Genomic DNA, 24812 nt, shown 5'->3' on the forward strand with positions numbered 1-24812 from the left:
CCCTTAAGCTAGCTGCGCAGAACGCCGCCCGTCGCTTTTTCGACCTTTTCCAATATTTTGGCCGAAATTTCTTCGATTTCCTTCACCTTCAATGTCGCGTCGGTCGGTTGCAAGCGCACCGTAATCGCAAGCGATTTTTTATCCGCGCCCATTTGGGATTCAGCTTTTTCGCCGGTGAATTCATCAAACAATATGACGTCCGAGATCAGCACCTTATCCGCGCTGGCCGCAGCATTGACCAATGTCAGGGCCTCAACCGATGTGTCCACAACGAAAGCAAAATCGCGCTCAACCGCTTGCAGGTCACTGGCAACAAGCGCCGCACGTGTGGCCTTGGTTTTGCGCGGGAACGGCGGCTGTTCAAGGTAGACTGTGAATGCTACGGCCGTGCCGTTGATCCCCATTTTCTCAAGCGTTTTTGGGTGAACCTGACCAAAGCTGGCCATAATTTTCTTGGGGCCAAGGCAAATGCTTCCGTTGCGCCCCGGATGCCACCAGCTATTTTTTCCGCGTAAAATCTGAACACGCGTTGGAGCGCCAATACTGGCCAAGATAGCTTCGGCATCGGCTTTTGCGTCGAACACATCAACCATGCGGCGTTCGCCGTGCACGTCTTTGGGCCCTGTCGCTCCGACCAAAAGGCCTGCGACCTGAATGTGTTGCTCTTCGGGTTCGCCGCCGTGGAACGCCGGACCGACCTCAAACAAGGCCAAATCGGCAACGCCACGCGCTTGATTGCGGGCGGCAGCTTGCATCAAGCCCGCTAAAAGGTCAGGCCGCATGTGGCTCATTTCAGAGGAGATCGGATTGGCCAACATCGTTGCATTCGACCCGCCGCCAAAGAGTTCGGCGCTTGCTTTGTCGATAAAACTATAGGTCACACATTCGTTGTACCCAAGCGCCGCCGCCGTGCGACGCGCCATGCTTTCGCGGCGGTGCATCGGTGTCAGAATCGGGCCGGGAACACCAACGGTTGCACGCGCCATCGGGCGCCCTTCAAGCTTGGTAAGCGACGCAATACGCGCGACTTCTTCGACCAGATCCGCGCTCCCAAGGACGTCGGGCCGCCAGCTGGGCACCCAAGCCATGTCGCCTTCCAGCACAAACCCTAGAGCCTCAAGGCTCGCACGTTGCACTTCGGGCTCGATTTCCATGCCGACCAAACTTTGCACGCGATCCGTATCCAATTTGTAAGCGCGGCTTACATCTGGAACTTCCCCCGCAGTCACAACATGGCTCACTTCGCCACCGCATAGGTCCAAAATCATCTGGGTCGCTAGCTCAATGGCGGGCGCGTTGAAGGCTGGATCAATGCCCCGTTCATTACGATAGCGGGCATCGGAATTAATCTTAAGCGCCCGTCCAGTTTTGGCGATCTGAATGGTTTCCCAGACAGCTGCCTCTAGGAAAACATTTACGGTTTCCTCGGTGCAACCACTCTCAAGTCCGCCCATAATTCCGGCGATGCTCTCGATCTGATTGTCGTCGGAAATCACAACCATACCAGCTTGCAATTCATAAGTTTTGTCGTCCAAGGCCACGATGGTCTCGCCGCCCTTGGCGCGACGCACCCGTAAATTTCCGTGTACTTTATCGGCATCGAAAACATGAAGCGGACGGTTTTGATCATAGGTAAAGAAGTTCGTAACATCGACAAGAATCGAAATTGGGCGCAACCCGATGGCAAGCAGTTGATCCTGCAGCCACTTCGGACTCGGGCCATTTTTCACACCGCGGATCATACGACCCATGAAAACGTCACAGCCCTCAATGCGCGTATCCGCATCAATCGACACGGTGATCGGGCTGTCGAATGTCCCCGCAACTTTTGCTACAGGTGCGGGTTTCAAAACACCAAGGCCGCGCGCGGCGAGGTCGCGGGCGATCCCCCGAATACCAAGCGCATCAGGGCGGTTTGGCGTGATTGCAATTTCGATCATCGGGTCCACTTTGGCGGGATCAACTTTGGCCAAATAATCGATGAAACGGTCGCCAACGTCCCCTTCGGGAAGCTCGATGATGCCGTCGTGCTCCTCGGAGAGTTCCATCTCACGCTCGGAGCACATCATGCCAAAGCTCTCGATGCCGCGAATTTTTCCAACCTGAATTGTAATATCCAACCCCGGAATATACGTGCCCGGTTTTGCAACGACCACGGTGATGCCTTCGCGTGCGTTTGGCGCGCCGCAAATGATCTGCGTTTCGCCATCGGCGGTGGCCACCGTACAGATGCGCAATTTATCCGCATCGGGGTGTTTCTCGGCCTTGACGACCTTGCCCAATCTAAAGTCGGCAAGCTTTGCTGCGGGGTCCGTCACCTCTTCAACTTCAAGTCCAAGATCGGTCAGAGCATAGAGGATGTCATCGAGCGGCGCGTCGGTTTCGAGATGCGTTTTAAGCCAAGAAAGCGTGAATTTCATGATTAATCCTTTGTCGGCGTGATCCCACGCCCTGCCAAATCTTCAACGACGTCAAAGCGTTCGAACACCAACATCATTTCAGGGTCAAAACCGCCGTTGCGGCCAAAATATGCGGAACGATAGGCTTTCCAATCGGCAAGGCTGTTGCCCATGCCCTCGTCCATAGCCAACTCCCACGTCACATCGCAAAAGCGGTGCTGTTCGACCTTTGTGGTCTTGGTGACGAGGGCTGGCGCGCCATTCCATTCGGTCGCGATATCGCAACGGCCCACTTTAGGGAGCGCATCTTTGTCGCCGCCAAATTCCGCCAAAGCCGCGCAATCCAGACGTTTGGTCCCAGCACGCACCAGCGTTAGTTGCGCCTCGCTGTCGGCATTACTCTCGCCAAAACAATAGGTGCCCGCACCGGGGTATGTGTCGTTTAGGTTCTCAGTGTGATCGTTCATTTGCTCAAACCTCCCGCCAGTGACGGCATGTCCAACGCGCTAAAACCATAGTGCCGCAACCAGCGCAGGTCGCTATCAAAGAAGGCGCGCAAGTCTGGGATGCCGTATTTCAGCATCGCAATGCGGTCGATCCCCATACCAAAGGCAAACCCCTGATATTTCTCGGGGTCGACGCCGCCTGCTGCCAAAACTTTAGGGTGCATCATGCCAGAACCCAGCACTTCCATCCAACCGTCGCCTTCGCCGATGCGCAATTGCCCGTCAACCCAGCTGCACTGGATATCAACTTCTGCAGAAGGTTCCGTGAAGGGAAAATGGCTGGAGCGGAAACGGGTTTTGATTCCGTCAATTTCAAAGAAGGCCGCGAAGAATTCCTCAAGCACCCATTTCAGATTGGCCATAGAAATATCTTTGCCAATGGCCATGCCTTCGATCTGGTGGAACATCGGCGTGTGGGTCTGGTCATAATCCGAACGATACACACGACCTGGCGCAATCACGCGGATCGGCGCACCGGTTTTTTCCATCTCGCGGATTTGAACGGGGCTTGTATGCGTGCGCAGCACGTGAGGCGCGCGCTCGTCATCGGCATCGCGGTGCATATAAAACGTATCAAATTCCTGCCGCGCGGGGTGGTGCGGCGGAATATTGAGGGCATCGAAATTATAAAAATCATTCTCGATCTGCGGGCCTTCGGCCACGGCAAACCCCATATCCGCGAAAATCGCGATTACTTCTTCTGTGACCTGCGAGACAGGATGAATTGTGCCTGCGGGACGCCCACGTGCGGGCAAAGTCACGTCGAGCCATTCGCCCTTCAAGCGCGCATCAAGGGCGGCGTCGCCTAAGGCTTCTTTCTTGGCGGCCAGTGCCGAATTTACCTCGTCCTTGAGAGCATTGAGCGCGGGGCCAGCTGTTTGGCGTTCTTCGGGTGTCATTTTACCCAATTCGCGCATTTTCAGGCTGATTTCGCCCTTTTTGCCCACCGCAGAGACCCGCAAGTCTTCGAGGGTTGCCTCATTGGTTGCCGAGGAGATTGCCTCAAGAAATTTCTGCCGAAGATCGTCCATGCCTGACCCCTATTCTGTCCCCCGCCGTGCTATCACATCGGGGGTTAAACGCAAGAAGCCGCCGACCCATCACAGGCCCGCGGCTTCAAATTTTCTTCTCGGTTCGAGAAGTCTTCGCGAGCGTTACGCCTTAAGCCAGAGCGGCTTGGGCTTTTTCAACGATCGCTGTAAACGCTTCTGGCTCGTGTACGGCGAGATCGGCGAGAACCTTACGGTCCACTTCGATTCCAGCCAACGAAAGGCCATTGATGAAGCGCGAATATGTTAGTGTTTCGTCGTGAGCACGCACGGCAGCATTGATCCGTTGGATCCAAAGCGCACGGAAGTTACGCTTACGGACTTTACGGTCACGTGTGGCGTATTGGTTTGCTTTGTCGACGGCCTGTGTGGCTGTTTTGAAAAGATTTTTACGACGGCCGTAAAAACCTTTAGCGGCGTCGACGACTTTTTTGTGGCGACGGTGAGTTACCTTACCAGATGTTACGCGGGGCATATCAGATTCTCCTTAACGAGCGTACGGCATCATCGTCTTGATGATTTTCGCATCAGGAGCCGACAAAACTGTGGTACCGCGCGCATTGCGCAGGAATTTGTTGGAACGTTTGATCATGCCGTGGCGTTTGCCAGCTTGACCTCCAACTACAAGGCCATTGGCCGTAACTTTGAACCGCTTTTTGCAGCTCGACTTTGTCTTCATCTTGGGCATTTCCGTCTCCTATTTGAATTCGGTGTAAACGCGACTCGGCATGCCACTTTCGGCCGGTCACGCAGTAAGAGCGCGTCGTATAGGACGCATTCCCCAGAGGGGCAAGCCCAAAACACGTGTTACAGGTATTTTCCGATGACGTGGGAGAAGACTCCGGGGATGTCTTGGATGACATACCCTCCGGGCTTTTGAATAACCGCGAAGGCAATCATGCCGCCCGCGATCACGACCAAAACTGCGGGTGTCCGAGGGGGGCGCCCATCAAATATGGCACCTAAGATCGGCGGAATGGTAAATCCGCCGATCAAAAGACCGATGACTAGAAAAAGATCTGGATCCATAGACCCCTCCAAAGACTACTCTTTAGAGTAGTCTATTCAGGATCGATGTTCAAAATCAACCGTTCATCACAAGGTGCGACGCGTAGAATATTGGTCGTACCACGCACATTGAACGGAACACCCGCTGTCACCACGATCGAATCGTTCTCAGTTGCGAGACCAGAAGCACGCGCAGCCCGAGCCGCTGCGATCACGGCCATTTTGAAGCGATCCACGTTGTCAGAGTTGAAGCAATTCATGCCCCAGCTCAAGCAAAGGCGACGCAAGGTCTCCTTAACGGGTGACAAAGCAATGATTGGAACACGTGGACGTTCACGCGCCACCAACAGGGCCGTATTCCCAGATTGCGTGAAGCAACAAATCGCTTTGATGTCGGCCGTTTCCGCAATCTCGCGGGCTGCAGCAACGATACCGTCAGCAATAGAGACGCCTTTGAACTTGCGGCTTGCTTCAATCACTTCGCGGTATGTCGCGTCGCTTTCGACCTCAACGGCCACGTTGTTCATGGTTGTCACCGCTTCGATTGGGAAATCCCCAGCCGCGGATTCGGCGGACAACATGATGGCGTCGGCACCTTCGTAAATCGCGGTCGCAACATCGGAAACCTCGGCGCGCGTTGGCACGGGGCTCTCGATCATGCTTTCGAGCATCTGGGTGGCAACGATCACGGGTTTCGCGGCATTGCGGCACTTACGAATCAGGCGTTTCTGAATTGGTGGAACGTTTTGAACGGGCAATTCAACGCCCAGATCGCCACGGGCGACCATAATCCCGTCAGACACTGCAAGAATGCTGTCAAACGCGGTAACCGCTGCTGGCTTCTCGATTTTTGACAGAATAGCCGCACGGCCCTTGGCCAGTTCACGCGCTTCAAAGACGTCTTCGGGGCGCTGTACGAACGACAAGGCCAACCAATCCACGCCCAATTCACAGACAAATTCCAGATCGCGGCGGTCTTTTTCAGACAAGGCCGCCAATGGGAGAAGCACGTCGGGGACGTTCACACCCTTGCGGTTGCTGATAGTACCACCAACTTCGACCACACAATCGGCGAAATCTTCGCCGCGCGCTTCAACTCGCACGCGGATTTTGCCGTCGTTCACCAGAAGGGTCGAGCCCACTTCAAGCGCTTGGAAAATCTCTTTGTGCGGCAGTTGAACGCGCTCAATGGTTCCGGGGGCGTCTGAAAGATCGAAGCGGAACTTAGCGCCTACGGCCAATTCTTCGCCACCATCGTTGGCAAAAACGCCACAGCGCAGTTTCGGCCCCTGAAGGTCAGCCAAAATCGCAATCGGTTTGCCAGTATCTTCTTCGATTTGACGAATGATCTCGTGGCGCTTACGAATTTCTTCGTGGTCGCCATGGCTCATGTTCAAGCGGAATACGTCAGCCCCGGCTTCAAACAAAGCACGTATCATTTTATAGTCATTCGATGCGGGGCCCAAAGTGGCCACGATTTTTACATTGCGAGCGCGTGTCATTCGGCGTCGATTCCTCGTGTTAAAAAATAATTTCGGTGGGCCGCCCGATATATGCCCCATTTTATTTCAAAACACAACGGGCCATACATCCATCTGCACGACCACTTTAAATGCCTTTTGTAACCCATCTGTGACAGTGAGTGTCGTTGCGCTTTCTTTCGAGGCGGTTAATATTTGGCTTCGTTCCCGTATTTTTTACTATAGGTGCTCTATGAATTTCAATCGCCCAGACATCGACGCGCAAACGCAACTCGAGCTAGAAGCCGCCGCCTTTCGAACTCTGCGCACACATCTTATGGAACAAAGAACCGACGCGCAAAATATCGACATGATGAATTTGGCGGGTTTTTGCCGCAACTGCCTGTCGCGCTGGGTGCAAGAAGCCGCCAATGAACGCGGCATTGAGATGAGCAAAGACGAGGCCCGCGAGGCATATTACGGAATGACGATGGATGAATGGAAAGCCAATCATCAAACCGACGCGACCCCACAGAAACAGGCCGCGTTCAAACAAGCATTTGATGAGAATGTAGCGAAGAAATAGAAAGCCAGCGTGAGGGTTCAGGCTGGCTTCTATTGATTTAAATCGCGGCTTTACGACTTTCTTCAAGATAGATTTCGCGCAGCCGCACAGCAACCGGACCCGGCACACCTGCACCGACTTGAGCGCCGTCAATCTCGACAACTGGCATCACGAAGGTACTCGCAGAGGTCACAAAAGCTTCATCGGCGCCTTGGGCTTCGGCAATAGTAAAACTACGTTCTTCAACGGTCATTTGCGCCTCTTCGGCAAACCGCAAAACGGCGTTGCGGGTAATCCCTGCGAGGATTTCCGTGCCAAGGTGGCGCGTAATGATCTTGCCGTTTTTCACGATATAGGCGTTGTTGGAGGTGCCCTCGGTAACCATGCCATCCTCAACCATCCACGCATCATCAACGCCAGCTTTTTTGGCCATCATCTTGCCCATAGAGGGATAGAGAAGCTGGATCGTTTTGATGTCACGGCGTCCCCAGCGGATATCCTCAATCGAGATAACCTTGATGCCTTTTTTCGCTACAGGAGTGTCGGCAAGACCGGGCTTGTTCTGGGTAAACAACACGATGGTTGAAGGAGTCTCAGCGGGATCGGGGAAGGCAAAATCACGGTCGCTCGGCGCGCCGCGTGTGACCTGCAAATAGATCATCCCCTCGTTGATATCATTCAGGCGCACCAATTCGCGGTGCACTTCGAGGAGGTCCTCCATCTCGATCGGCAGGGCCATATCGAGTTCGCCAAGGGAGCGTTCAAGACGCTTTGCGTGCCCTGCAAAATCCAGCAATTTGCCGTCCAGAACACTGGTCACTTCGTAAACGCCGTCAGCCATCAAAAAACCACGGTCGAAAATCGAGATTTTGGCTTCGGCTTCTGGCAGATACTCGCCATTTACATAGACAGTGCGACTCATGGTTCTCTCCCTAGCCCCAGAGTGCCGCCGTTGACGGATGCACGCCTGAGTCGTCATAAAATAATGCGTTCTCACGGTCTTGCGATAACAAAAGCGGCCCGTCAAGGTCTGTTATCATCGCGCCTTGAGCCACAAGAACTGCAGGGGCCATTGCCAAACTACTCCCGACCATACAGCCAACCATAACGCGGTAACCCTCTGCAATCGCTTGTTGCTTAAGCTTTAGGGCCTCGGTCAGACCACCGGTTTTATCGAGTTTGATGTTCACCACATCGTACTTGCCCTTTAGATGCGCAAGGCTCGCACAATCATGCGCACTTTCGTCTGCACAGACGGGTAAGGGGCGCGCAATTTCGGCCAACATATCGTCTTCTCCAGCGGGCATTGGCTGTTCAACCAACTCAACGCCCAAACGGATCAAATGGGGGGCAAGCTCGCTGTAAACTTCGGCGCTCCACCCTTCATTTGCGTCAACGATAATCCGCGATTTTGGCGCTCCAGCCCGTACGGCCTCAAGGCGCACCATATCATCTGGTGTCCCCAGTTTAATTTTCAAAAGCGGGCGAAAAGCGTGTTTCGCCGCCGACAACTTCATCTCTTCTGGGCTGGCGAGCGACAGGGTAAAAGCCGTAATTTCGGGTTTTGGTGCGTCCAGACCAGCCAGTTCCCATGCCCGTTTCCCCGAGCGTTTTGCGTCCAAGTCCCAGAGCGCGCAATCAACTGCATTTCGCGCCGCGCCTGCGGGCAGCATTTCTTGCAGGCTGTTGCGATCAACGGGAGTCTTCAACCCTTCAATCAGGGCCGTGACGTTTTCCAACGTTTCCCCATACCGCGCATAGGGCACGCATTCCCCCCAACCTTCGTGCTCGCCATCTTGAATGCGCACGGTCAAAACATGCGCATGAGTGCGACTGCCGCGCGAAATGGTAAAAACTTCGGCCAAGGCAAAGGTATCGGGGGAAACGGTAATTTTCATATTTGCAACCTATAGAGCTTCAAGCGCATCGACCAGCCGTTCTGCATTGTCGCGGAACGGGTCGACCGCGGGCATGCCCATACGTGCCTCAAGCTCAGACAGATAAGCCCGCGCTTCGTCTTCACTCATGCTGGCCGTGTTCACCGAAATACCCACAATTTTGCAAGCGGGGTTGACCACATGTGCAATAGGCAGACACATATCGCGCAAGGCTTCCAACGTCGGCAAAGTATAGCTTGGAAGGCCGCGCATATGTTTACGGGTGGGCTCATGTGCAAGGATAATCGCATCTGGCTGGCCGCCATGAATAAGCGCCATTGTGACACCGGAGTAAGAGGCGTGAAACAGACTGCCCTGCCCCTCAATCACATCCCAATGGTCCGGATCATTGTCAGGGGAAACATATTCAACGGCCCCCGCCATGAAGTCGGCGATAACGGCGTCCAGCGGAATACCTTGTCCCGTAATCAAAATACCGGTTTGGCCCGTGGCGCGAAATGTCGATTTCATCCCGCGCTTTTGCATTTCAGCATCAATCGCAAGACCCGTATACATTTTCCCAACCGAGCAATCGGTCCCCACGGCGAGCACACGTTTGCCCGTCCGTTTGACCCCGTTTGCAATGGGATAGTCGATTCCCGGAACGCGCACATCGTGGAGACTTGTTCCATGCGCCATAGAACTGGCCACCAAATCGGCCTCATGGCGCAGCAAGTTGTGCAAACCACTCGCAATATCAAAGCCCGCCTCAATAGCGGCAATGAGAATCTCTTTCCATGCGGGGGAAATAACTCCGCCACGATTGGCCACACCAATAACCAAAGTTTTGGCGCCAGAGGCTTTTGCCTCGGCCAATGTCATATCCGTCAGACCCAAGTCCGCTTTACACGTTGGCAACCGGAGTTGGCCGATGGCGTGATCGGGACGCCAATCTTTTATGCCTTGGGCAACTTTTGTGGCGAGTTGGTCCGGCGCATCGCCGAGAAAGAGAAGATAAGGTGTGGGAATCATGTTGCGCTCCTATGTTGGGGGGAGCATCCCTCATTTTGGTTAGAACTTCCTCTCAAGCTTCGCTCATTTCGACGTAATTTTAGAAGATTACACCGACAAGTGATAATAGTATGAAAGAAATGACGAACACTGATCTGAATTACGGAGATTCCTTTCATGTGCGGGCGATTGCTGCAGTTGCACAAAGGGCTTGCGATCCATCGCGCAAGAATATACCAAACCAAAAGCAACAATTGAAATAAACTTACGCACCCATTGAGGCCCCCATGAGTTTTCGCATACAACCTACCGCCCCTGCCCGTCCCAACCGCTGTCAGCTTTTCGGCCCCGGCTCGCGGCCCGCGCTCTTTGAAAAAATGGCCGCCAGCGCGGCGGATGTGATCAATCTTGATCTTGAAGACAGCGTCGCCCCTGCGGACAAAGCCGTAGCGCGCGCCAATATCATCGCCGCGATTGGGGACATTGATTGGGGCGATAAGCTACTATCCGTTAGAATCAACAGCCTTGATACGCCCTATTGGTATCGCGATGTTGTTGATTTACTTGAGCAAGCGGGCGATCGGCTGGATCAAATCATGATCCCCAAAGTTGGATGCGCCGCCGATGTCTATGCCGTCGACGCCCTCGTGAGTGCCATTGAAGCCGCAAAGGGGCGCAGCAAACGGATCTCCTTTGAGGTTATCATCGAAAGCGCGGCGGGCCTTTCTCATGTCGAAGAAATCGCTGCCTCCAGCCCACGGTTGCAAGCGATGAGCCTTGGCGCCGCCGATTTTGCCGCGTCGATGGGGATGCAAACAACGGGAATTGGTGGCACGCAGGAAAATTATTACATGCTGCGCGATGGGGTCCAACATTGGTCCGATCCGTGGCATTGGGCGCAAGCGGCGATTGTTGCAGCGTGCCGTACGCATGGGATTTTGCCTGTCGATGGCCCTTTTGGCGATTACTCGGACGATGAGGGCTATCGCGCACAGGCGCGGCGCTCGGCGACCCTCGGTATGGTTGGGAAATGGGCCATCCACCCCAAACAAATCGGCATTGCAAATGAGGTTTTCACCCCGTCGGAGGCGCAAGTTGCCGAAGCGCGCGAAATCCTCGCCGCGATGGACGCCGCCACCGCCAAGGGCGAAGGGGCCACGGTTTTCAAGGGACGTTTGGTCGATATTGCCAGCATCAAACAGGCGCAGGTCATTGTACGGCAATCCGAGTTGATACTGGGAACCTAAAGCCTATTGCCAAATTACTTGGCCCGATACGCCCCCCCGTTTCTGTGAGAAAGGTGGAGCTAAATCGAATCTGGCCAATCCACAGACATTTAGCTGTGCCTAACCCAACTACAGACATTGCAAATACCGCTGTAGATTGTCATATATCTGTGCAAAGCGACGTGGAGACGGCTATGAACAATTATCTCGAATTTGAAAAACCCTTGGCGGAAATCGAAGGCAAAGCCGAAGAGCTACGCGCGATGGCGCGGAAGAATGAAGAGATGGACGTAGAGGCAGAGGCCAAGGCGCTTGATGCCAAGGCGCAGACTCTTATGAAGGATTTGTATAAAAATCTAACGGCGTGGCGCAAATGCCAAGTCGCGCGGCACCCTGATCGCCCACATTGCCTCGACTATATTGAGCAACTTTTCACCGATTTCACGCTCCTAGCAGGCGATCGGAACTTCGCAGACGATCTCGCGGTTATTGGCGGCCTTGCGCGTTTGGGCGGCCAAGCCGTTGTGGTTATCGGCCAAGAAAAAGGTTCCGACACAAAATCCCGCGTCGAGCGGAATTTTGGCATGGCGCGGCCCGAAGGCTATCGCAAAGCGATCCGTTTGATGGACCTCGCCGACCGTTTCAACCTTCCCGTCATCACACTCGTTGATACAACCGGTGCGTTTCCGGGCAAAGGGGCCGAAGAGCGCGGCCAATCCGAAGCCATCGCACGTTGCACAGAAAAATGCCTCAAACTCGGCGTACCCATGATCACGGTTGTGATCGGGGAAGGCGGATCGGGCGGGGCCGTTGCTTTGGCGGCGGGCAATACGCTCGTGATGCTAGAGCACTCGGTTTATTCCGTGATTTCCCCGGAAGGCTGTGCGTCGATCCTTTGGAAAGATGCCGCGCGGATGCGAGAAGCGGCCGAGGCGCTCCGGATTACAGCACAGGATTTGTTGACACTTGGCGTGGCGGACGAAGTTATTCCAGAACCCATCGGCGGCGCACATCGCGCTCCGCATGCGACAATCGCGGCGGTGGGCAAAGCGATCGAGAAACACCTAAAGGTGCTGGTTAAAAAGAAACCAGAAGTCCTCATCAAGGAACGCCGCAAAAAGTTCCTCGACTTGGGTGCAAAAGGCCTTTCCGCCTAGCCAATCTACCACATTGTATTTGCGGCGCGAGCAGACCAATCACGGTCATAGCTTGCGCCGTCAAAGTCCCCACCCGTTTGCTCGCGCAGAATATCCCCCATGCTGGGCAACCCTTGTGTCTCATCTTCACCGCTCCAAAGGTTCGCACGCATCAACGCGCGGGCACATTGCGAGTAAATCTCTGAAATCTGATGGATGATCGCACTGCGCGGCGCACTGCCTTTTGTCACAAAGGTTTCGAGCAAAGGCGCATCAACCGTTACTTTTGCGAGGCCATTCACGCGAATAACGTTGTGACTGCCGTTCACGAAAAACATCAACGACACACGCGGATCGCGCACAATATTACGTAGCGAATCCATCCGGTTGTTGCCGCGCCAATCTGGCAACGCCAAGGTAACAGGGTCCAACTCGCGCACAACGGGGCCGTCATCTCCGCGCGGGCTTGCATCCGTTCCTTCGGGTCCAACAGTCGAGAGGATGCATAACTTAGAGCGCTCTATCCATGCGCGATAGGCTGGTGTGATACAGGCTGCCACCTTCTCAAGCGATGCGCCCCCCGGTTTTCCATAGAGCCCTTCCAGCGCTTCAATGTCGGTGATGAAATCCATTGCCCAGAATCCTATGTTGTGTGACTGCCCAAAAAACCAGCCTCAATTGCCAAGCGATCCGACGCAGGTTCAATGATGTTTTCGAGTCTCTCCATGAATTCCTTGGTCGCCAAACCTGGGGCAATTGGTGGGAAAAACTCAACGACTGCCGTACCCGGTTTGCGATAAATCCCGTGGCGCGGCCAAAACACTCCAACGTTGGTGGCGGCAGGGACGCAGGCTTGACCCGTTTGGGTATATAGAATGCCTACACCCGCTTTGTACTGGCGCTCCACGCCCGGTGCGACACGCGTTCCTTGGGGATAAATGATTAATTGACCGGGAAGTTGTGCGCCAGACTTCACATCCGCAATCATCTTTTTGATCGCCGCGCCCCGTTTGCCACGATCCACAGGAACACAGCCGATACGCATTCCGTACCACCCCAAAATCGGCGCAAACCTTAGGATCGCTTTCATAATGAACTTCGGACGCGGCACTTCGGAGACAATCATAATGATATCTAGAAAGCTCTGGTGCTTGGAAGCAATCAACACTTCGTCCGTCGGAATTTCTCCACGCACTTCGGTTTTCAATCCAATCATCCACGCCGCGCTCCAGCGTACATAGCGGCAATAAGCATGCACGCCGTGGAACGCATAGTCGCGATTAAACACGGCGCGCGGCGTGTAATACAACGCGAGCACAAACATCATCACATACATCTGAATGCTAAACAGAAGGGATCGAACCCATTGAATGGCGCAAGTCATGTGAGCCCTTTCAAAACGCGCAGAGCGGAATAGCGGGTCGCGCTATAAGCGACGAGCGATGATAAAACGGGCACAAGCATGGGATAGAGCCAGTGGAAACCTTGAAAGCCAAGCCCTGTGAGAAATCCGCCCGCAGCGTCGGTGCGGGGGAGGAAGGCGATAGCGGTTGTTGCGAATAGGGTGCCAATAGCCGCGCCAACAAAGGCCCGAATTGTGAAGCGGCGCACGAAAGCGCGTGCGATAAAGATGTCACGCGCCCCGACCAAGCGAAGGACGCCTATTATTTGTGCGTTTGCCGCAAGGGCCGAGTTTGCCGCGAGGGTAATCATCGCGCCCGTTGCCGCCGTAATAAGAGCAATCGAAATCAGGCCGAGCATCCGAAGCCGCTCCGCAGCTTTCACAAGGGGTCGCCGCCAGCGCGTATGATCGTCAAGAACGGCTCCCGGAGCTTCCGCGCGCAGTCGAAGGCTCAACCCTTCAGCATCGTAGCCCTCCTCGTCTTCCAAAACCTCGATCAATTGGGGGATCGGCAGGGTTTCGATGGGTAAATCAGGCCCAAACCATGGGGCAAGGAGCGCCTTTTGTTCCTCAAGGTCAAAGGCCCGCGCAGAAGCAACGCCTGGGGTCGTTTCCAACACCCGAAGCGCGGCTTGCGTCTGTGCCTCGACTTGTCCTAACGGGGCCGAAATACGGACGGTGGCGGTGCGGGCCAATTCAGAGGCCCAGCGGTTTGCCAGCCGATCCGTCGCCAACGAAAGCGCCAGCGCAAACACCGCGAGAAACCCCATAGCCCCCGCGGTAAACAACGTCAGCGTCGCCGTAAAACCTGCGGGTGGAACGACGTTATGTGAAGCTTCGCCACCGTCAAGAAACCGCGTCACCCGCTCAAGAAGGGCCCTCATAGGTCGGCTCCTGCAAGGTGTAGCGTTTTGTCTGAGATGCGCAAAACCCTTGCATTTACTTGCTTTTTGGCCGTCCGGATCAGATTGAGATCATGCGTTGCAATCATAATCGTTTTGCCCATCCGATTAAGTTCCACCAAGAGCGACAGCAGGCGTTGGGACATTTCCCAATCGACATTCCCCGTGGGTTCATCCGCAAGGATCACATCGGGCGATTGAATGACCGCCCGCGCGAGTGCAGCGCGTTGCCGTTCGCCGCCAGAAAGTTCCGGTGGCCGGAAGGTTTTACGCTTATCCAACCCGACCCATTGCAAGAGGTCATTCATGTCTTCCATGTTCACTTGGCGCCCCGTCACCGCCAGAGGCAACGCCACATTTTCGGTCAACGACAGGTGGTCGAGGAAATTACAATCCTGATGAACCACCCCAATGCGGCTTCGATTATGGGCGATGTCATCGCGACTCATGGTGCTGACATCTTTGCCAAACACCTGAACCTGCCCCGAGGTGGCGCGCAATTGCATGTAGCAGAGTTTCAGAAACGTTGTCTTTCCGGCCCCCGAAGGACCCGTCAGAAAGTGGAATGAACCCGGTGCAAGTTTGAGCGACAAACCAGAGAGTAAGTCTCCTCCGCCATAGCCATAGGAAACATTTTGAAGTTCAATCACCAGCGAGTCCTTATCGGTTAATCTGCCACAGTTTTGCCCAAGCGCGCGAAAGGTTGCAATGGCTGTGGCCAAAACCTTTGTGTTTTCTTTTCCGCCTGTTAATGTTTCTCGCAAGAGTGGAAACAATAAACGCGGAAAATCCGCACGACAGGAAGGAGTAGCGATGAGGCTGATTTGCCCTAATTGCGATGCCCATTATGAGGTCGAAAGCCGTCTCATCCCCGAAAACGGGCGCGATGTGCAATGTTCAAGCTGTGGTGACACGTGGTTTCAAGCCGCAGCAACGCAAGATGACAACATAAAATCCGACCTCGAAGACGACATTTTTGCCGAGAATGCGGATCAAACGGGTGACCAAGATGCCCCTGAAATAGAAGAGATTGTGGAGGCTGAGCCTGCAGCGCAAGCGGAGTCTGAGACAACGACGGCACAGGGACCGGAACGTGCGAGCCTTGATTCGACCCTCATGCAGGTCTTGCGCGAGGAAGCGGAGCGGGAAACCCAAGCGCGCCTTAGCGAAGGTGGTGCAAACCTTGAAACCCAAACCGATATGGGCTTGGAAGCGCCAGAGCAACGCTCAAAGAGTTTTCCAGACGAACCCGATGTTGAAGAAGCTGTTCGCGAGCGTACAGCGCGGTTGCGCGGCATAGAGCCCGAGGATGTGTCCGATGGCTCTCCGAGTTCGCGCCGCGATTTATTGCCAGACATTGAAGAAATCAATTCCACATTGCGCGCCACATCCGATCGTAAAACCGGCGTTTCAAAAGAGACTGACGAAGAGGCCCCAAACAAGCGAAGTGGTTTTCGCACAGGTTTTAGCCTGATTATTGTTCTCGTGGCAGCCTTGCTTCTGGTTTACACTTTTGCTCCGCAAATCGGGGCCAAAGTGCCCGCAATTGATTCAGCGTTGAAATCGTTTGTGCGGAGTGCGGATCAAGGTCGCGTAAAGATCGATACCCTTATGGAAACGCTCATCGCCAAAATCAACACCGACGAAGCCCCCAGCCAGTAGGCGGGCTTTTCGGCCATTTAGAATTGATCGATTAGGCGGCGGAGGTATTCCAATTCTTGGTCTGGGCGGGTTTTGTCCCCTTCGCGGCGGCGCAATTCGTCTAGCAATTCGCGTGCACGACCATAGGGGTTTTCGCCATCGGCAAAGGGGCTGTCACTGCGGGACGCCCCGCTTGTTCCGGGCGCGCGTCCGAGGGGGTCGCCACCGTCACGCCCTTCGCCCTGTGCGGTTTGGCCATTCTCGCCCTCAGCGCTATTGGTGTCTTCCGCCATGGCCTGACCAAGGGCACGCATCCCTTCGCGCAATTCTTCTATCGCCTCTGATTGACGGTCCAAAGCGAGCGGAATGTCTTCGTCTTCCAGCGCATTTTCGGCCTCTTCCATTGCCCGCCCCGCGCGGTCAAGCGCTTCGCGGGACCCGCCATCGTTTCCCTCGCCTAAAGCCTGCTCTTGGCGGCTCAATTCATCCCGAAGGGCTTGCTGCCGTTGCGCCAACGACTCGCTCCCACCAGGTTGGCCTTGATCGGTTTCCTCGTCGCCGTTGCCGCCCCCCTCACCAAGCTGTTGTTCGCCTGTTGCGCCCTCCCCTTCTTGGCCGTCCTCGCTTGGCTGCGCCGAAGGATCTTGGCCCTGTGGGGTGGACGGGTTGTAGCGTTCTTGGAGGTTGCGAAAAGCTTCATCCGAGAGGTCTTGCTGATCGCGAAGGGTCTCTTGCAGGTCTTCCATCGCACGTTCGGCAGGTGTTTGTGGGCCGTTGCCTTCGCCACCCTGCGTGACTTGCATATTTTCCATCATCTCGCGCAACATCTCAAGAAGTTGCTGAGCTTCAGCCATCCGACCCTGCTCCATCAAGTCTTGAATTTGATCCATCAACGCGTCAATCTCGTCTTGCGTCACATCCGTGGAGTCTTGATTTTGGGCATTCTGTTGATCTGGATTTGGCTCTGAATTCTGGGCGAGTTGTTTGACATAATCGTCCATCGCTTCGCGCAATTCGTCCATCAACTCGGCGATTTCTTCGTCACTGGCCCCGCGTTCCATCGCTTCTGCGAGACGATCTTGCGCGCGTTCCAGACGCGCCTTTGCATCCTCAAGACCGCCTTCTTCAATGCGCAGCGCAATCTCCCACAGCGCATCGGCAATCATCGTTTGCTCTTGAGGATTTAGCCCGTCGATATTTGCCATTGTGAGGCGTTGCAGGGCGACACGCAGCATAAGAAAGCCACTCTCGTCGAGGTTCATATCTTGGGGAACATGCATCACGGCCCGCAAAACCTGCTCGGCACGGAGCCCATTGCTGCGCGCCCATAAAATGTCGCGTCGGGCTTCGACAACACTTGCCGCAAGCGGGTGAAAAAACTTGCGTTTTGGAAGGGTCGTTTCCACAATCTCAATTGCGCTCGTTTGCTCTAAATCATCCTCGACTTGCAGCGCTAAGGTTACCGGCAACCCCGCCCAAAGATTTGGCGCGAAATCTTCAACAGCCGTTTCGGTAAAATCGGCCGACTCCGCTGAAAAAGCAAGGGGAAGGTCCAACACCAAATCCTCCTGCGGATCAGGTTCGGCCTGCAGGCCATAGCGCCGGTCAACTGCGTTTAAATCGAGCGTGACGTGCAGAGTTCCAGCCGCCACACCATAGTCGTCACTGGCCCGAAATTCTTGGCGCAACTCGCCGTCCAACGTGGCCACAGGGGGCGCGGAAAGCCGCACTTCCGGTGCCGCATCCGCGAGCATTTCAATACTCCAATCGCCTCCATATGCGCCCTTGATGGAGAGATCACCCGACCGTTCAACCGAAAGGGAAAGCGAGGTTGTGCCGCCAAAATCGGCAGAGGCTTGAGCGGTTGTTGGCAGCGTTCCAATGTTTTGTTTCAGGGAGTTTGCACTGGATTCGTCATAGAACCGAAGGGCAATAACACTGCCCTCAGGGACTTGAAGGTCCGAACGTGCGATCAGGTCGTTTAAATAAAGCGTGGGTTTGCCCGTATAGCTTGGCGGTTGAATCCAGCCTTCCCATTGGGCCCCAGCTTCTCCCTGTCCCGCGAGGAGGTTGTCCGAAAGGATTGTCACGGAACCAAAATACTTAGGCGCGCCGAAAATCACGGCGGCCAATAGAGCGGTAACGGCCATCAAGCGCAGCCCGTTTGGATCGCGATCCGCGAGGCGCAAATCGGGCCAAGGGGCCTGCGCACTCGCCGTTTTCGCTTCCATCCTGCGCAAATGCGCCTCCCAAACCGCGCGCGAGGCCGGATCGTCAAGGCCCACAGTTTGCGCATCAGTCAAAGCCGCAAGGGGCTGGCCCACAAGGGTTGAATCCAACCGCGCCAAGGATTCGGAGCGATGCGGGAACCGAAAACGAGCAACAGCCCGTACAAGAGTCGCGAGGAGAAGAACACTGACAGCCGCAAGCAACCCCACGACCACGACAAACGGCAGGCGCTCCTGCACACCGAAAAGAAACGCCGCTACGAGTGTAAAAACAAGGCTATATACGGGCCAAAACGCGCGCAAGAACCGTTCGGCCACAAGTCCGGCCCACGTAAACCGAAGGGGCCAACGAAGGCGTTTCGACAGATTATTTTGCGCATCGGCCGACTTCAAGAGCACATCTCCGCAGTGATTTTGGCCAAGGACTAACCTAAAGCCATGAAGGAACCGTATCGCGATCAATCATATCTTGGAAGGTCGGACGTGCCCGAATGACAGCGAATTGATCACCATCGACCAAAACCTCTGGAATAAGGGGCCGCGAATTGTATTCACTGGCCATAACCGCGCCATAAGCCCCTGCCGAGCGAAATGCCACTAGGTCGCCCGCAGTCAATGGCGGCATATTGCGCCCCTTGGCAAAGGTGTCGCCACTTTCACAAACGGGCCCAACGATATCGTATTTCGCCTGCTCAACCCCAGGTACGGCCTCAATCACAGGAATAATGTCGTGATGCGCGCCATACATGGACGGGCGGACAAGATCATTCATCGCGCCGTCGATAATGAGGAATTCGCGGTCCTCTCCCGACTTCACATAGATTACTTCGCTGACCAAAATGCCTGCATTCCCCGAAATCAGACGCCCCGGTTCAATCTCGATTTCGCATCCCAAATCGCCCAAAACGTCCTGAATGAGGGCGCCGTATTCCTTGGGCAAGGGAGGGGCTTCGTTGGAGCGTTCGTAAGGAATGCCCAAGCCGCCGCCCAAATCCAAGCGGGTGATTTCGTGGCCGTCTTTGCGCAGGACTTCGGTGAGTTCACGTACCTTTTTGTAGGCTTGCTCAAATGGCTCAAGTTCAACCAACTGGCTACCAATATGAACATCAATGCCCATAATTTTCAGCCCTTTAAGACTAGCGGCCAGCGCATAGACTTCCCGTGCCCGTGAAATCGGAATGCCGAATTTATTCTCGCTTTTTCCGGTCGCAATTTTCTCATGGGTTTTAGCGTCAACGTCGGGGTTCACCCGAATTGCAATCGGCGCGATAACATTCAGCGCCAGCGCTGCTTTATTCAGCACAATCATCTCGGGTTCGGATTCGACATTAAACTGGCGAATACCGCCGATTAGAGCCGCGTCCATTTCCTCGCGGGTCTTGCCCACACCGGAAAAAACAATCCGGTCGCCCGGAACGCCCGCCGCTTTGGCCCGCGCATATTCGCCACCCGAAACCACATCCATACCCGCACCTTCTTTGGCCAAAAGGGTTAGGATCGCTTGGTTGGAATTGGATTTCATGGCGAAACAAACAAGGTGCTCCATCCCTGAAAGCGCATCATCAAACAGTTTAAAATGCCGACGGAAGGTTGCCGAGGAATAGAGATAAAACGGGGTGCCGACCGCCTTTGCAATCTCAGAAACGCGCACATCTTCAGCGTAAAGTTCGCCGTTACGATACAGAAAATGGTCCATTGCCGCGCCTTTCAAATGCCTCCCCCAAAAGGGGTTTTTTCGCTCATACCAGACCGTGCAACTATTTCAAACGAAACCCGCGATAAAAACGCAGGTTAGGCATGAAAGGGAAAAAATGCTAAACTTTAACAAAACGGGAGGAAGCAATGGAACTAGGTGCATTTTCAGTCAGCCTCAATGTGAAAGACATTCAGGTCTCGCTCGCATTTTATGAAAAACTGGGCTTTGAGATTTTTCACGGAGACGTGGCGCAGGGTTGGCTCATCCTGCAACTCGGCACGACGACGATTGGCCTTTTCCAAGGCATGTTCCCGCGCAATATCCTGACATTCAATCCAGGCTGGGACTCGCAAGCAAAGCCGTTGGACGACTTTGACGACGTTAGGGTGCTTCAAAAGGCTTTCGCGGAGCGCGGGTTGGATGCGGGACAACCGATTGATCCCGACTCGCAAGGCCCCGCGAGTTTTATGATTGTGGATCCGGATGGCAATCCAATTCTAATTGATCAGCACGTTTAAGCACTACTCAATCGGGCGGGAACGGAAGTAAAGGTAGAGCGGCAACCCACACGAAACGCCAACCAAGAAGGTCGCGGGCAAGGCCACAAGCGCCATCCAATTGCGTCGGACATAAGTCTCGGCCAAGATCCAAACGCTCAAAGCGATGGCTGAAATAACGAGGTCCCACATGAGGCCCGTTGTCGCTGAATTGGCCTGCCACGCGGCAAACAGCAATTTCGGCGCAGGTCCATTTCCCCAGACCCAAAGCCCGATATGATACATCGGAAGCAAAGCTCCGACGATTGCCAATCCAAGATATATTGCACGTAGAGGAGACATCAGAACCCTAAATTTATGCCAAAATTACCCGTACTTATGCCTACACGACTATAGGTGCCGCCTGTCCCCGCATAGACGGTGCCGTTCACGACGGGTGGGTGTTGCGGGCCAGCACAGGCCCCCAACAGCGTCGTTACCAAAATGACAGTGATTACCTTTTTCATGCTTCACCTTCACACCTCTTGGGTCTTAAAACTTCGTTACGACACCCATGCGGGCCTCGCCAGAGACCGTAATCCCCGTGGGGGTCGTGGTTTCGGGCGGGGTTGGAGCGCCGTCGACACCACAAGCGGCAAGAGTGGCAAAAAGTCCGAGAAAAACAAGCTTTTTCATTTAGGTGTCCTTATTGATTTTTTTGGTCCAACGCGCGATCTGGCTGCGCACTTGGCTCGGAGCGGTGCCGCCATAGGACACGCGCGAGGCCACGGAATTATGGACACCGAGCACATCAAAGACGTCTTGAGTAATGTGTTCGTGCACGGATTGCATGTCTGACAAGGTAAGGTCCGGCAAATCGCATTCTTTACTTTCCGCCAATGCCACAAGGGTTCCCGTGACGTGATGTGCCTCGCGGAAAGGCATATTGAGGGCGCGCACCAACCAGTCGGCAAGGTCGGTCGCGGTTGAAAACCCACTGGCCGCTGCGATCTCGAGGTTTTTGGTGTTTGCGGTCATATCGGCCACCATTCCCGTCATCGCAGCAAGGGCAAGCATCAGGTTGTCGGCGGCATCAAAGACTTGCTCTTTGTCTTCCTGCATGTCCTTGGAATAGGTCAGCGGAAGGCCTTTCATCACCGTAAACAGCCCAACCATCGCGCCCATGATCCGGCCAATTTTGGCGCGAATAAGTTCGGCGGCATCTGGGTTTTTCTTTTGCGGCATGATTGAGGAACCGGTTGAGAACCGATCCGAAAGCGCCACGAAACGGAACTGCGCAGAGGACCAAATCACGAGTTCCTCGGCAAAACGACTAAGGTGCATCGCGGTGATTGTGGACGCAGCAAGGAATTCGAGCGCGAAATCGCGGTCGGCCACGGCATCCAGCGAGTTTGCGGCAGGCCGATCAAAGCCCAGCGCCTCGGCCGTCATGTGGCGATCAATCGGGAAGCTGGTTCCGGCAAGGGCCGCCGCACCGAGGGGAGACTCATTCATCCGCACCCGCGCATCGCGAAAGCGCGACATGTCGCGGCCAAACATCTCGACATAGGCCATCATATGGTGGCCCCAAGTGACAGGTTGGGCAACTTGAAGGTGGGTAAACCCGGGCATCACCCAATCAGCGCCCGCCTCGGCCTGCGCCAAAAGCGCGCGGATGAGGGCCTCAAGGCCGACAATCACAGCGTCCGTTTGATCGCGCACCCAGAGGCGGAAATCGGTTGCGACTTGGTCATTGCGGCTGCGACCTGTGTGGAGGCGGCCTGCGGGCTCACCGATCAGGTCCTTGAGACGGCTTTCCACGTTCATGTGGATGTCTTCTAAGGCGGCTGAATACTGAAACTCTCCGTTGTCGATTTCTGACAATACCGTGAGAAGGCCTTCCCGAATGGCAACCGCGTCTGTATCTGTAATGATGCCTGCGCTTGCTAACATTGCGGCGTGGGCGCGAGAACCCTCAATGTCTTGAGCGGCCATGCGTTTATCGAAACTGATCGAGGCGTTGATAGCCTCCATGATCGCATCGGGTCCGGCGGCAAAGCGTCCGCCCCACATTTGGTTGGAAGAAGTCTTGGGTGTATCGTTTTTGGTCATGTTAATGCCCTTTGGAGGGAAGAAAAAATGCGAAATCTTTGGTTAGCCCCCCTATACGCGGGCCTCGCGCTTAGCGCAAACGCTGCCTTTGCCGATTTGGCGGATCTACGCGTAGGCTCGCTCGAAAAATTGCAAATACATTCGGCGCCTGTGGCAGGTGCAGAGGCTATTTTTTTTGATCCCGAGGGAAACGAGCGAACTCTGTCCGACTATGAAGGCAAAATTACGCTGGTGAATTTTTGGGCGACATGGTGCGCGCCCTGCCGCAAAGAAATGCCCTCCCTTGACCGCCTAGCAGCGCAAATGGAGAGCGAGGACTTCGCCGTTGTCACTGTCGCCACAGGGCGCAACAAAATGGCGGCGATTGAGAAATTGTTTGCCACCGAAAACATCCAGAACCTCCCGATCCTGTTGGATCCCAAAAGCGCCCTCGCGCGTGAAATGAATGTCGAAGGCCTGCCCGCAACGATACTCCTAGACCGACAAGGCCAAGAAGTCGCGCGCCTCGTTGGCGAAGCAGAATGGGATAGCGAAAGCGCCAAGGCCATTTTCGCAGAATTAATCGCGCAAAAATGATGCTTTCAACGGGTTTCGCTCAAATGGCTATGCCGAGGACAGGTTACAATGTGGTCATTGGCCATGCCCACCGCCTCCATAAAGGCATAGACAATCGTCGGCCCACAGAACTTAAACCCGCGTTTTTTAAGATCCTTGGATATTTCGGTTGAGAGCGGTGTTGACGGCGGAACATCGGCTAATAATTTGAAGTTATTTTGAAGTGGTTTTCCATCAACAAAATTCCAAAGATAGGTATCAAATCCCTGCTCTTGCTCAATAGCCTGCCAAACACGCGCATTTGAAATGGTCGCAGCGATCTTGCCACGGTGGCGAATAATGCCCGGGTTTTGCAAAAGCGTTTCGATTTCTGGCTCGCCCCATGTGGCAATCACATTTGGGTCAAAACCATGAAAGGCCTCAATAAAGTTCTGACGCTTCTTGAGAATGGTGATCCAACTCAACCCCGCTTGGAACCCGTCTAGAACCAGTTTTTCCCAGAGAGCGCGGCTGTCATAAACAGGGACGCCCCACTCGGTGTCGTGGTAAGCAATGTATATGTCTTCCTGCCCAACCCAACCGCATCTTTCCTGCATATTCCCCCCTAAACCGGACTCCCTACATTTCGTCGTAAATTAGAACCAAATACGAACTTTCACCAGCTATTAAACTATCAGGAGGCATTCTAAACCTGTTGGTGAGGGAGAAAAAAATGCGTTTAACAAAGAATGGATATGTCACAGAGGCGATTGAGGGCCCAGAAAACCCTTTTTCTTTTGCTCAAGCGGAACAGGAATTAAATGTGCTTTCCCTTGTGCAGCATGCGCTCGACAATAAAAGGGCAATCTTAGCCTTTCAACCTGTTGTTCAGGCATCGCGCCCAGGTCGTGTTGCTTTTTATGAAGGCCTCGTGCGGTTGCTCGACGATAATGGGCGCGTCATTCCAGCCCACGAATTTATTGATGCCATCGAAAACAAAGAGCTTGGTCGCAAGGTGGACTGTCTTGCTTTGGAAATGGGTCTACAAACCCTTCTCGATCAGCCGAGCTTACGCCTGTCTATCAACATGTCCGCGCGATCGATCGGGTATCAACGCTGGATGCGCACTTTGGAATATGGGCTGGATCGAGACCCTACTATTGCCGAACGCTTGATTCTAGAAATCACCGAAGGCTCCGCTATGCTCATGCCGGAACTCGTGACTTCATTCATGAAAGATCTAAATCTGCGTGGAATTTCGTTTGCGCTCGATGATTTCGGGGCGGGCTATACCGCGTTCCGCTATCTCAAGGATTTTTTCTTCGACATTATCAAAATTGACGGACAATTCATTCGTGGAATAGCCACAGATCCCGACAACCAAGTCCTGACCAAAGCGCTCTGCTCTATCGCTTCACAATTTGAAATGTTTACCGTCGCTGAAAGTGTTGAAAACAAGGAGGATGTTGCTTTCCTTCAATCCATTGGTATCGATTGCCTTCAGGGGTATTATTTTGGCGCGCCAACAATTCGTCCTCCATGGCAAAAAGAACTCGTGGAGAAAACTGGATAATATCACGGTTT

Annotated in this window: 28 protein-coding genes; 7 read left to right on the plus strand and 21 right to left on the minus strand. The window is 54.4% G+C overall.

Translation table 11 applies throughout. The annotated features are described in order from the left end of the window. Positions 1 to 8 precede the first annotated feature (8 nt). The 7 genes from pheT to pyk all read right to left on the minus strand — a co-directional run bounded on the left by pheT (position 9) and on the right by pyk (position 6464). On the minus strand, positions 9 to 2420 hold the full coding sequence (pheT, locus tag AB9F26_RS10455; protein ID WP_369767981.1) for a phenylalanine--tRNA ligase subunit beta: 2412 nt from the start codon (positions 2418 to 2420) through the stop codon (positions 9 to 11). 2 nt (positions 2421 to 2422) lie between these two features. Beyond that, complete coding sequence (locus AB9F26_RS10460) at positions 2423 to 2866, minus strand: ASCH domain-containing protein (RefSeq protein ID WP_369767982.1); 444 nt, start codon at positions 2864 to 2866, stop codon at positions 2423 to 2425. Further along, a complete protein-coding gene (gene pheS, locus AB9F26_RS10465; RefSeq protein ID WP_335583737.1) occupies positions 2863 to 3936 on the minus strand; it encodes a phenylalanine--tRNA ligase subunit alpha in 1074 nt (357 codons plus the stop codon). Before pheS ends, AB9F26_RS10460 begins: the two co-directional genes overlap by 4 nt. A 130-nt stretch (positions 3937 to 4066) precedes the next feature. Beyond that, on the minus strand, positions 4067 to 4429 hold the full coding sequence (gene rplT, locus AB9F26_RS10470; RefSeq protein WP_039001864.1) for a 50S ribosomal protein L20: 363 nt from the start codon (positions 4427 to 4429) through the stop codon (positions 4067 to 4069). A gap of 12 nt (positions 4430 to 4441) precedes the next feature. Further along, the gene (gene rpmI, locus AB9F26_RS10475; protein WP_039001863.1) at positions 4442 to 4642 is read right to left on the minus strand and encodes a 50S ribosomal protein L35; all 201 of its coding nucleotides are present in this window, start codon (positions 4640 to 4642) and stop codon (positions 4442 to 4444) included. Between the two features lie 119 nt (positions 4643 to 4761). Further along, on the minus strand, positions 4762 to 4983 hold the full coding sequence (locus AB9F26_RS10480; RefSeq protein WP_039001862.1) for a hypothetical protein: 222 nt from the start codon (positions 4981 to 4983) through the stop codon (positions 4762 to 4764). A gap of 32 nt (positions 4984 to 5015) precedes the next feature. Then, positions 5016 to 6464, minus strand: a complete 1449-nt coding sequence (gene pyk / locus AB9F26_RS10485; RefSeq protein ID WP_369767983.1) for a pyruvate kinase — start codon at positions 6462 to 6464, stop codon at positions 5016 to 5018. A 211-nt stretch (positions 6465 to 6675) separates the two neighbouring features. On the opposite strand from pyk, the gene AB9F26_RS10490 reads away from it, so the two are divergent. Next, on the plus strand, positions 6676 to 7008 hold the full coding sequence (locus AB9F26_RS10490; RefSeq protein WP_369754786.1) for a DUF1244 domain-containing protein: 333 nt from the start codon (positions 6676 to 6678) through the stop codon (positions 7006 to 7008). A 37-nt stretch (positions 7009 to 7045) separates the two neighbouring features. Here the strand turns inward: AB9F26_RS10490 and AB9F26_RS10495 are convergent, their stop codons facing one another. From AB9F26_RS10495 to dgcN, 3 genes are read right to left on the minus strand one after another with little or no spacing between them, the layout of a single operon-like run. Then, entirely contained in the window at positions 7046 to 7909 is an 864-nt protein-coding gene (locus AB9F26_RS10495) for a D-amino-acid transaminase (RefSeq protein WP_369767984.1), read from the minus strand. 10 nt (positions 7910 to 7919) lie between these two features. Then, a complete protein-coding gene (gene dgcA, locus AB9F26_RS10500; RefSeq protein ID WP_335583741.1) occupies positions 7920 to 8885 on the minus strand; it encodes an N-acetyl-D-Glu racemase DgcA in 966 nt (321 codons plus the stop codon). A gap of 9 nt (positions 8886 to 8894) precedes the next feature. Then, positions 8895 to 9896 (minus strand): N-acetyltransferase DgcN, encoded by a 1002-nt coding sequence (gene dgcN / locus AB9F26_RS10505; RefSeq protein WP_335583742.1) that lies wholly within the window; start codon positions 9894 to 9896, stop codon positions 8895 to 8897. Between the two features lie 266 nt (positions 9897 to 10162). Between dgcN and AB9F26_RS10510 the strand changes: the two genes are divergently transcribed. Then, positions 10163 to 11122, plus strand: a complete 960-nt coding sequence (locus AB9F26_RS10510; RefSeq protein WP_369767985.1) for an L-malyl-CoA/beta-methylmalyl-CoA lyase — start codon at positions 10163 to 10165, stop codon at positions 11120 to 11122. A gap of 173 nt (positions 11123 to 11295) precedes the next feature. Next, entirely contained in the window at positions 11296 to 12258 is a 963-nt protein-coding gene (locus tag AB9F26_RS10515; protein ID WP_335583744.1) for an acetyl-CoA carboxylase carboxyltransferase subunit alpha, read from the plus strand. A gap of 5 nt (positions 12259 to 12263) precedes the next feature. On the opposite strand, the gene AB9F26_RS10520 is transcribed toward AB9F26_RS10515, so the two are convergent. Genes AB9F26_RS10520 through AB9F26_RS10535 form a run of 4 tightly spaced genes read right to left on the minus strand, consistent with a single transcriptional unit; the run spans position 12264 to position 15191 of the window. Beyond that, on the minus strand, positions 12264 to 12869 hold the full coding sequence (locus AB9F26_RS10520) for a pyridoxamine 5'-phosphate oxidase family protein (RefSeq protein ID WP_335583745.1): 606 nt from the start codon (positions 12867 to 12869) through the stop codon (positions 12264 to 12266). Between the two features lie 11 nt (positions 12870 to 12880). Beyond that, positions 12881 to 13621: a lysophospholipid acyltransferase family protein gene (locus tag AB9F26_RS10525; protein WP_335583746.1), complete on the minus strand. Its 741-nt coding sequence runs from the start codon at positions 13619 to 13621 to the stop codon at positions 12881 to 12883. Next, the gene (locus AB9F26_RS10530) at positions 13618 to 14523 is read right to left on the minus strand and encodes an ABC transporter permease (protein WP_039001854.1); all 906 of its coding nucleotides are present in this window, start codon (positions 14521 to 14523) and stop codon (positions 13618 to 13620) included. Before AB9F26_RS10530 ends, AB9F26_RS10525 begins: the two co-directional genes overlap by 4 nt. Next, on the minus strand, positions 14520 to 15191 hold the full coding sequence (locus tag AB9F26_RS10535) for an ATP-binding cassette domain-containing protein (protein WP_335583747.1): 672 nt from the start codon (positions 15189 to 15191) through the stop codon (positions 14520 to 14522). The genes AB9F26_RS10530 and AB9F26_RS10535 overlap by 4 nt, the downstream gene beginning before the upstream one ends. Before the next feature lie 163 nt (positions 15192 to 15354). Here AB9F26_RS10535 and AB9F26_RS10540 point away from each other — a divergent pair, with 163 nt between their 5' ends. After that, the gene (locus AB9F26_RS10540; RefSeq protein ID WP_335583748.1) at positions 15355 to 16203 is read left to right on the plus strand and encodes a zinc-ribbon domain-containing protein; all 849 of its coding nucleotides are present in this window, start codon (positions 15355 to 15357) and stop codon (positions 16201 to 16203) included. Between the two features lie 17 nt (positions 16204 to 16220). On the opposite strand, the gene AB9F26_RS10545 is transcribed toward AB9F26_RS10540, so the two are convergent. Next, positions 16221 to 18803 (minus strand): TIGR02302 family protein, encoded by a 2583-nt coding sequence (locus tag AB9F26_RS10545; RefSeq protein WP_369767986.1) that lies wholly within the window; start codon positions 18801 to 18803, stop codon positions 16221 to 16223. A gap of 37 nt (positions 18804 to 18840) precedes the next feature. Next, on the minus strand, positions 18841 to 20106 hold the full coding sequence (gene lysA / locus AB9F26_RS10550; protein ID WP_335583750.1) for a diaminopimelate decarboxylase: 1266 nt from the start codon (positions 20104 to 20106) through the stop codon (positions 18841 to 18843). A gap of 146 nt (positions 20107 to 20252) precedes the next feature. Between lysA and AB9F26_RS10555 the strand changes: the two genes are divergently transcribed. Then, positions 20253 to 20624 (plus strand): VOC family protein, encoded by a 372-nt coding sequence (locus tag AB9F26_RS10555; protein WP_369754794.1) that lies wholly within the window; start codon positions 20253 to 20255, stop codon positions 20622 to 20624. 3 nt (positions 20625 to 20627) lie between these two features. Here the strand turns inward: AB9F26_RS10555 and AB9F26_RS10560 are convergent, their stop codons facing one another. From AB9F26_RS10560 to argH, 4 genes are read right to left on the minus strand one after another with little or no spacing between them, the layout of a single operon-like run. After that, a complete protein-coding gene (locus AB9F26_RS10560; protein WP_369754795.1) occupies positions 20628 to 20945 on the minus strand; it encodes a DUF2834 domain-containing protein in 318 nt (105 codons plus the stop codon). Beyond that, positions 20945 to 21109: a hypothetical protein gene (locus tag AB9F26_RS10565; RefSeq protein ID WP_369767987.1), complete on the minus strand. Its 165-nt coding sequence runs from the start codon at positions 21107 to 21109 to the stop codon at positions 20945 to 20947. The genes AB9F26_RS10560 and AB9F26_RS10565 overlap by 1 nt, the downstream gene beginning before the upstream one ends. Positions 21110 to 21134: 25 nt before the next feature. After that, positions 21135 to 21278, minus strand: a complete 144-nt coding sequence (locus AB9F26_RS10570; protein ID WP_335583754.1) for an argininosuccinate lyase — start codon at positions 21276 to 21278, stop codon at positions 21135 to 21137. Further along, complete coding sequence (gene argH, locus AB9F26_RS10575; RefSeq protein WP_369767988.1) at positions 21279 to 22694, minus strand: argininosuccinate lyase; 1416 nt, start codon at positions 22692 to 22694, stop codon at positions 21279 to 21281. Between the two features lie 27 nt (positions 22695 to 22721). Here argH and AB9F26_RS10580 point away from each other — a divergent pair, with 27 nt between their 5' ends. Beyond that, on the plus strand, positions 22722 to 23270 hold the full coding sequence (locus AB9F26_RS10580; RefSeq protein ID WP_369767989.1) for a TlpA family protein disulfide reductase: 549 nt from the start codon (positions 22722 to 22724) through the stop codon (positions 23268 to 23270). Positions 23271 to 23275: 5 nt separating this feature from the next. Here AB9F26_RS10580 and AB9F26_RS10585 read toward each other — a convergent pair whose 3' ends face one another. After that, the gene (locus tag AB9F26_RS10585; RefSeq protein WP_369754798.1) at positions 23276 to 23845 is read right to left on the minus strand and encodes a DNA-3-methyladenine glycosylase I; all 570 of its coding nucleotides are present in this window, start codon (positions 23843 to 23845) and stop codon (positions 23276 to 23278) included. A 116-nt stretch (positions 23846 to 23961) separates the two neighbouring features. On the opposite strand from AB9F26_RS10585, the gene AB9F26_RS10590 reads away from it, so the two are divergent. Then, complete coding sequence (locus AB9F26_RS10590; RefSeq protein ID WP_335583758.1) at positions 23962 to 24801, plus strand: EAL domain-containing protein; 840 nt, start codon at positions 23962 to 23964, stop codon at positions 24799 to 24801. Positions 24802 to 24812 lie beyond the last annotated feature (11 nt).

Origin of the sequence: Falsihalocynthiibacter sp. BN13B15, from assembly GCF_041205415.1 — a bacterium.
GTDB classification, from domain to species: Bacteria; Pseudomonadota; Alphaproteobacteria; order Rhodobacterales; family Rhodobacteraceae; genus Falsihalocynthiibacter; species Falsihalocynthiibacter arcticus.

Bases quoted from the DNA above. Each gene is read 5' to 3' on its own strand.
- pheT (WP_369767981.1), bottom strand. From the start codon at position 2,420: ATGAAATTCACGCTTTCTTGGCTTAAAACGCATCTCGAAACCGACGCG.
- AB9F26_RS10460 (WP_369767982.1), bottom strand. From the start codon at position 2,866: ATGAACGATCACACTGAGAACCTAAACGACACATACCCCGGTGCGGGC.
- pheS (WP_335583737.1), bottom strand. From the start codon at position 3,936: ATGGACGATCTTCGGCAGAAATTTCTTGAGGCAATCTCCTCGGCAACC.
- rplT (WP_039001864.1), bottom strand. From the start codon at position 4,429: ATGCCCCGCGTAACATCTGGTAAGGTAACTCACCGTCGCCACAAAAAA.
- rpmI (WP_039001863.1), bottom strand. From the start codon at position 4,642: ATGCCCAAGATGAAGACAAAGTCGAGCTGCAAAAAGCGGTTCAAAGTT.
- AB9F26_RS10480 (WP_039001862.1), bottom strand. From the start codon at position 4,983: ATGGATCCAGATCTTTTTCTAGTCATCGGTCTTTTGATCGGCGGATTT.
- pyk (WP_369767983.1), bottom strand. From the start codon at position 6,464: ATGACACGCGCTCGCAATGTAAAAATCGTGGCCACTTTGGGCCCCGCA.
- AB9F26_RS10490 (WP_369754786.1), top strand. From the start codon at position 6,676: ATGAATTTCAATCGCCCAGACATCGACGCGCAAACGCAACTCGAGCTA.
- AB9F26_RS10495 (WP_369767984.1), bottom strand. From the start codon at position 7,909: ATGAGTCGCACTGTCTATGTAAATGGCGAGTATCTGCCAGAAGCCGAA.
- dgcA (WP_335583741.1), bottom strand. From the start codon at position 8,885: ATGAAAATTACCGTTTCCCCCGATACCTTTGCCTTGGCCGAAGTTTTT.
- dgcN (WP_335583742.1), bottom strand. From the start codon at position 9,896: ATGATTCCCACACCTTATCTTCTCTTTCTCGGCGATGCGCCGGACCAA.
- AB9F26_RS10510 (WP_369767985.1), top strand. From the start codon at position 10,163: ATGAGTTTTCGCATACAACCTACCGCCCCTGCCCGTCCCAACCGCTGT.
- AB9F26_RS10515 (WP_335583744.1), top strand. From the start codon at position 11,296: ATGAACAATTATCTCGAATTTGAAAAACCCTTGGCGGAAATCGAAGGC.
- AB9F26_RS10520 (WP_335583745.1), bottom strand. From the start codon at position 12,869: ATGGATTTCATCACCGACATTGAAGCGCTGGAAGGGCTCTATGGAAAA.
- AB9F26_RS10525 (WP_335583746.1), bottom strand. From the start codon at position 13,621: ATGACTTGCGCCATTCAATGGGTTCGATCCCTTCTGTTTAGCATTCAG.
- AB9F26_RS10530 (WP_039001854.1), bottom strand. From the start codon at position 14,523: ATGAGGGCCCTTCTTGAGCGGGTGACGCGGTTTCTTGACGGTGGCGAA.
- AB9F26_RS10540 (WP_335583748.1), top strand. From the start codon at position 15,355: ATGAGGCTGATTTGCCCTAATTGCGATGCCCATTATGAGGTCGAAAGC.
- lysA (WP_335583750.1), bottom strand. From the start codon at position 20,106: ATGGACCATTTTCTGTATCGTAACGGCGAACTTTACGCTGAAGATGTG.
- AB9F26_RS10555 (WP_369754794.1), top strand. From the start codon at position 20,253: ATGGAACTAGGTGCATTTTCAGTCAGCCTCAATGTGAAAGACATTCAG.
- AB9F26_RS10560 (WP_369754795.1), bottom strand. From the start codon at position 20,945: ATGTCTCCTCTACGTGCAATATATCTTGGATTGGCAATCGTCGGAGCT.
- AB9F26_RS10565 (WP_369767987.1), bottom strand. From the start codon at position 21,109: ATGAAAAAGGTAATCACTGTCATTTTGGTAACGACGCTGTTGGGGGCC.
- AB9F26_RS10570 (WP_335583754.1), bottom strand. From the start codon at position 21,278: ATGAAAAAGCTTGTTTTTCTCGGACTTTTTGCCACTCTTGCCGCTTGT.
- argH (WP_369767988.1), bottom strand. From the start codon at position 22,694: ATGACCAAAAACGATACACCCAAGACTTCTTCCAACCAAATGTGGGGC.
- AB9F26_RS10580 (WP_369767989.1), top strand. From the start codon at position 22,722: ATGCGAAATCTTTGGTTAGCCCCCCTATACGCGGGCCTCGCGCTTAGC.
- AB9F26_RS10585 (WP_369754798.1), bottom strand. From the start codon at position 23,845: ATGCAGGAAAGATGCGGTTGGGTTGGGCAGGAAGACATATACATTGCT.
- AB9F26_RS10590 (WP_335583758.1), top strand. From the start codon at position 23,962: ATGCGTTTAACAAAGAATGGATATGTCACAGAGGCGATTGAGGGCCCA.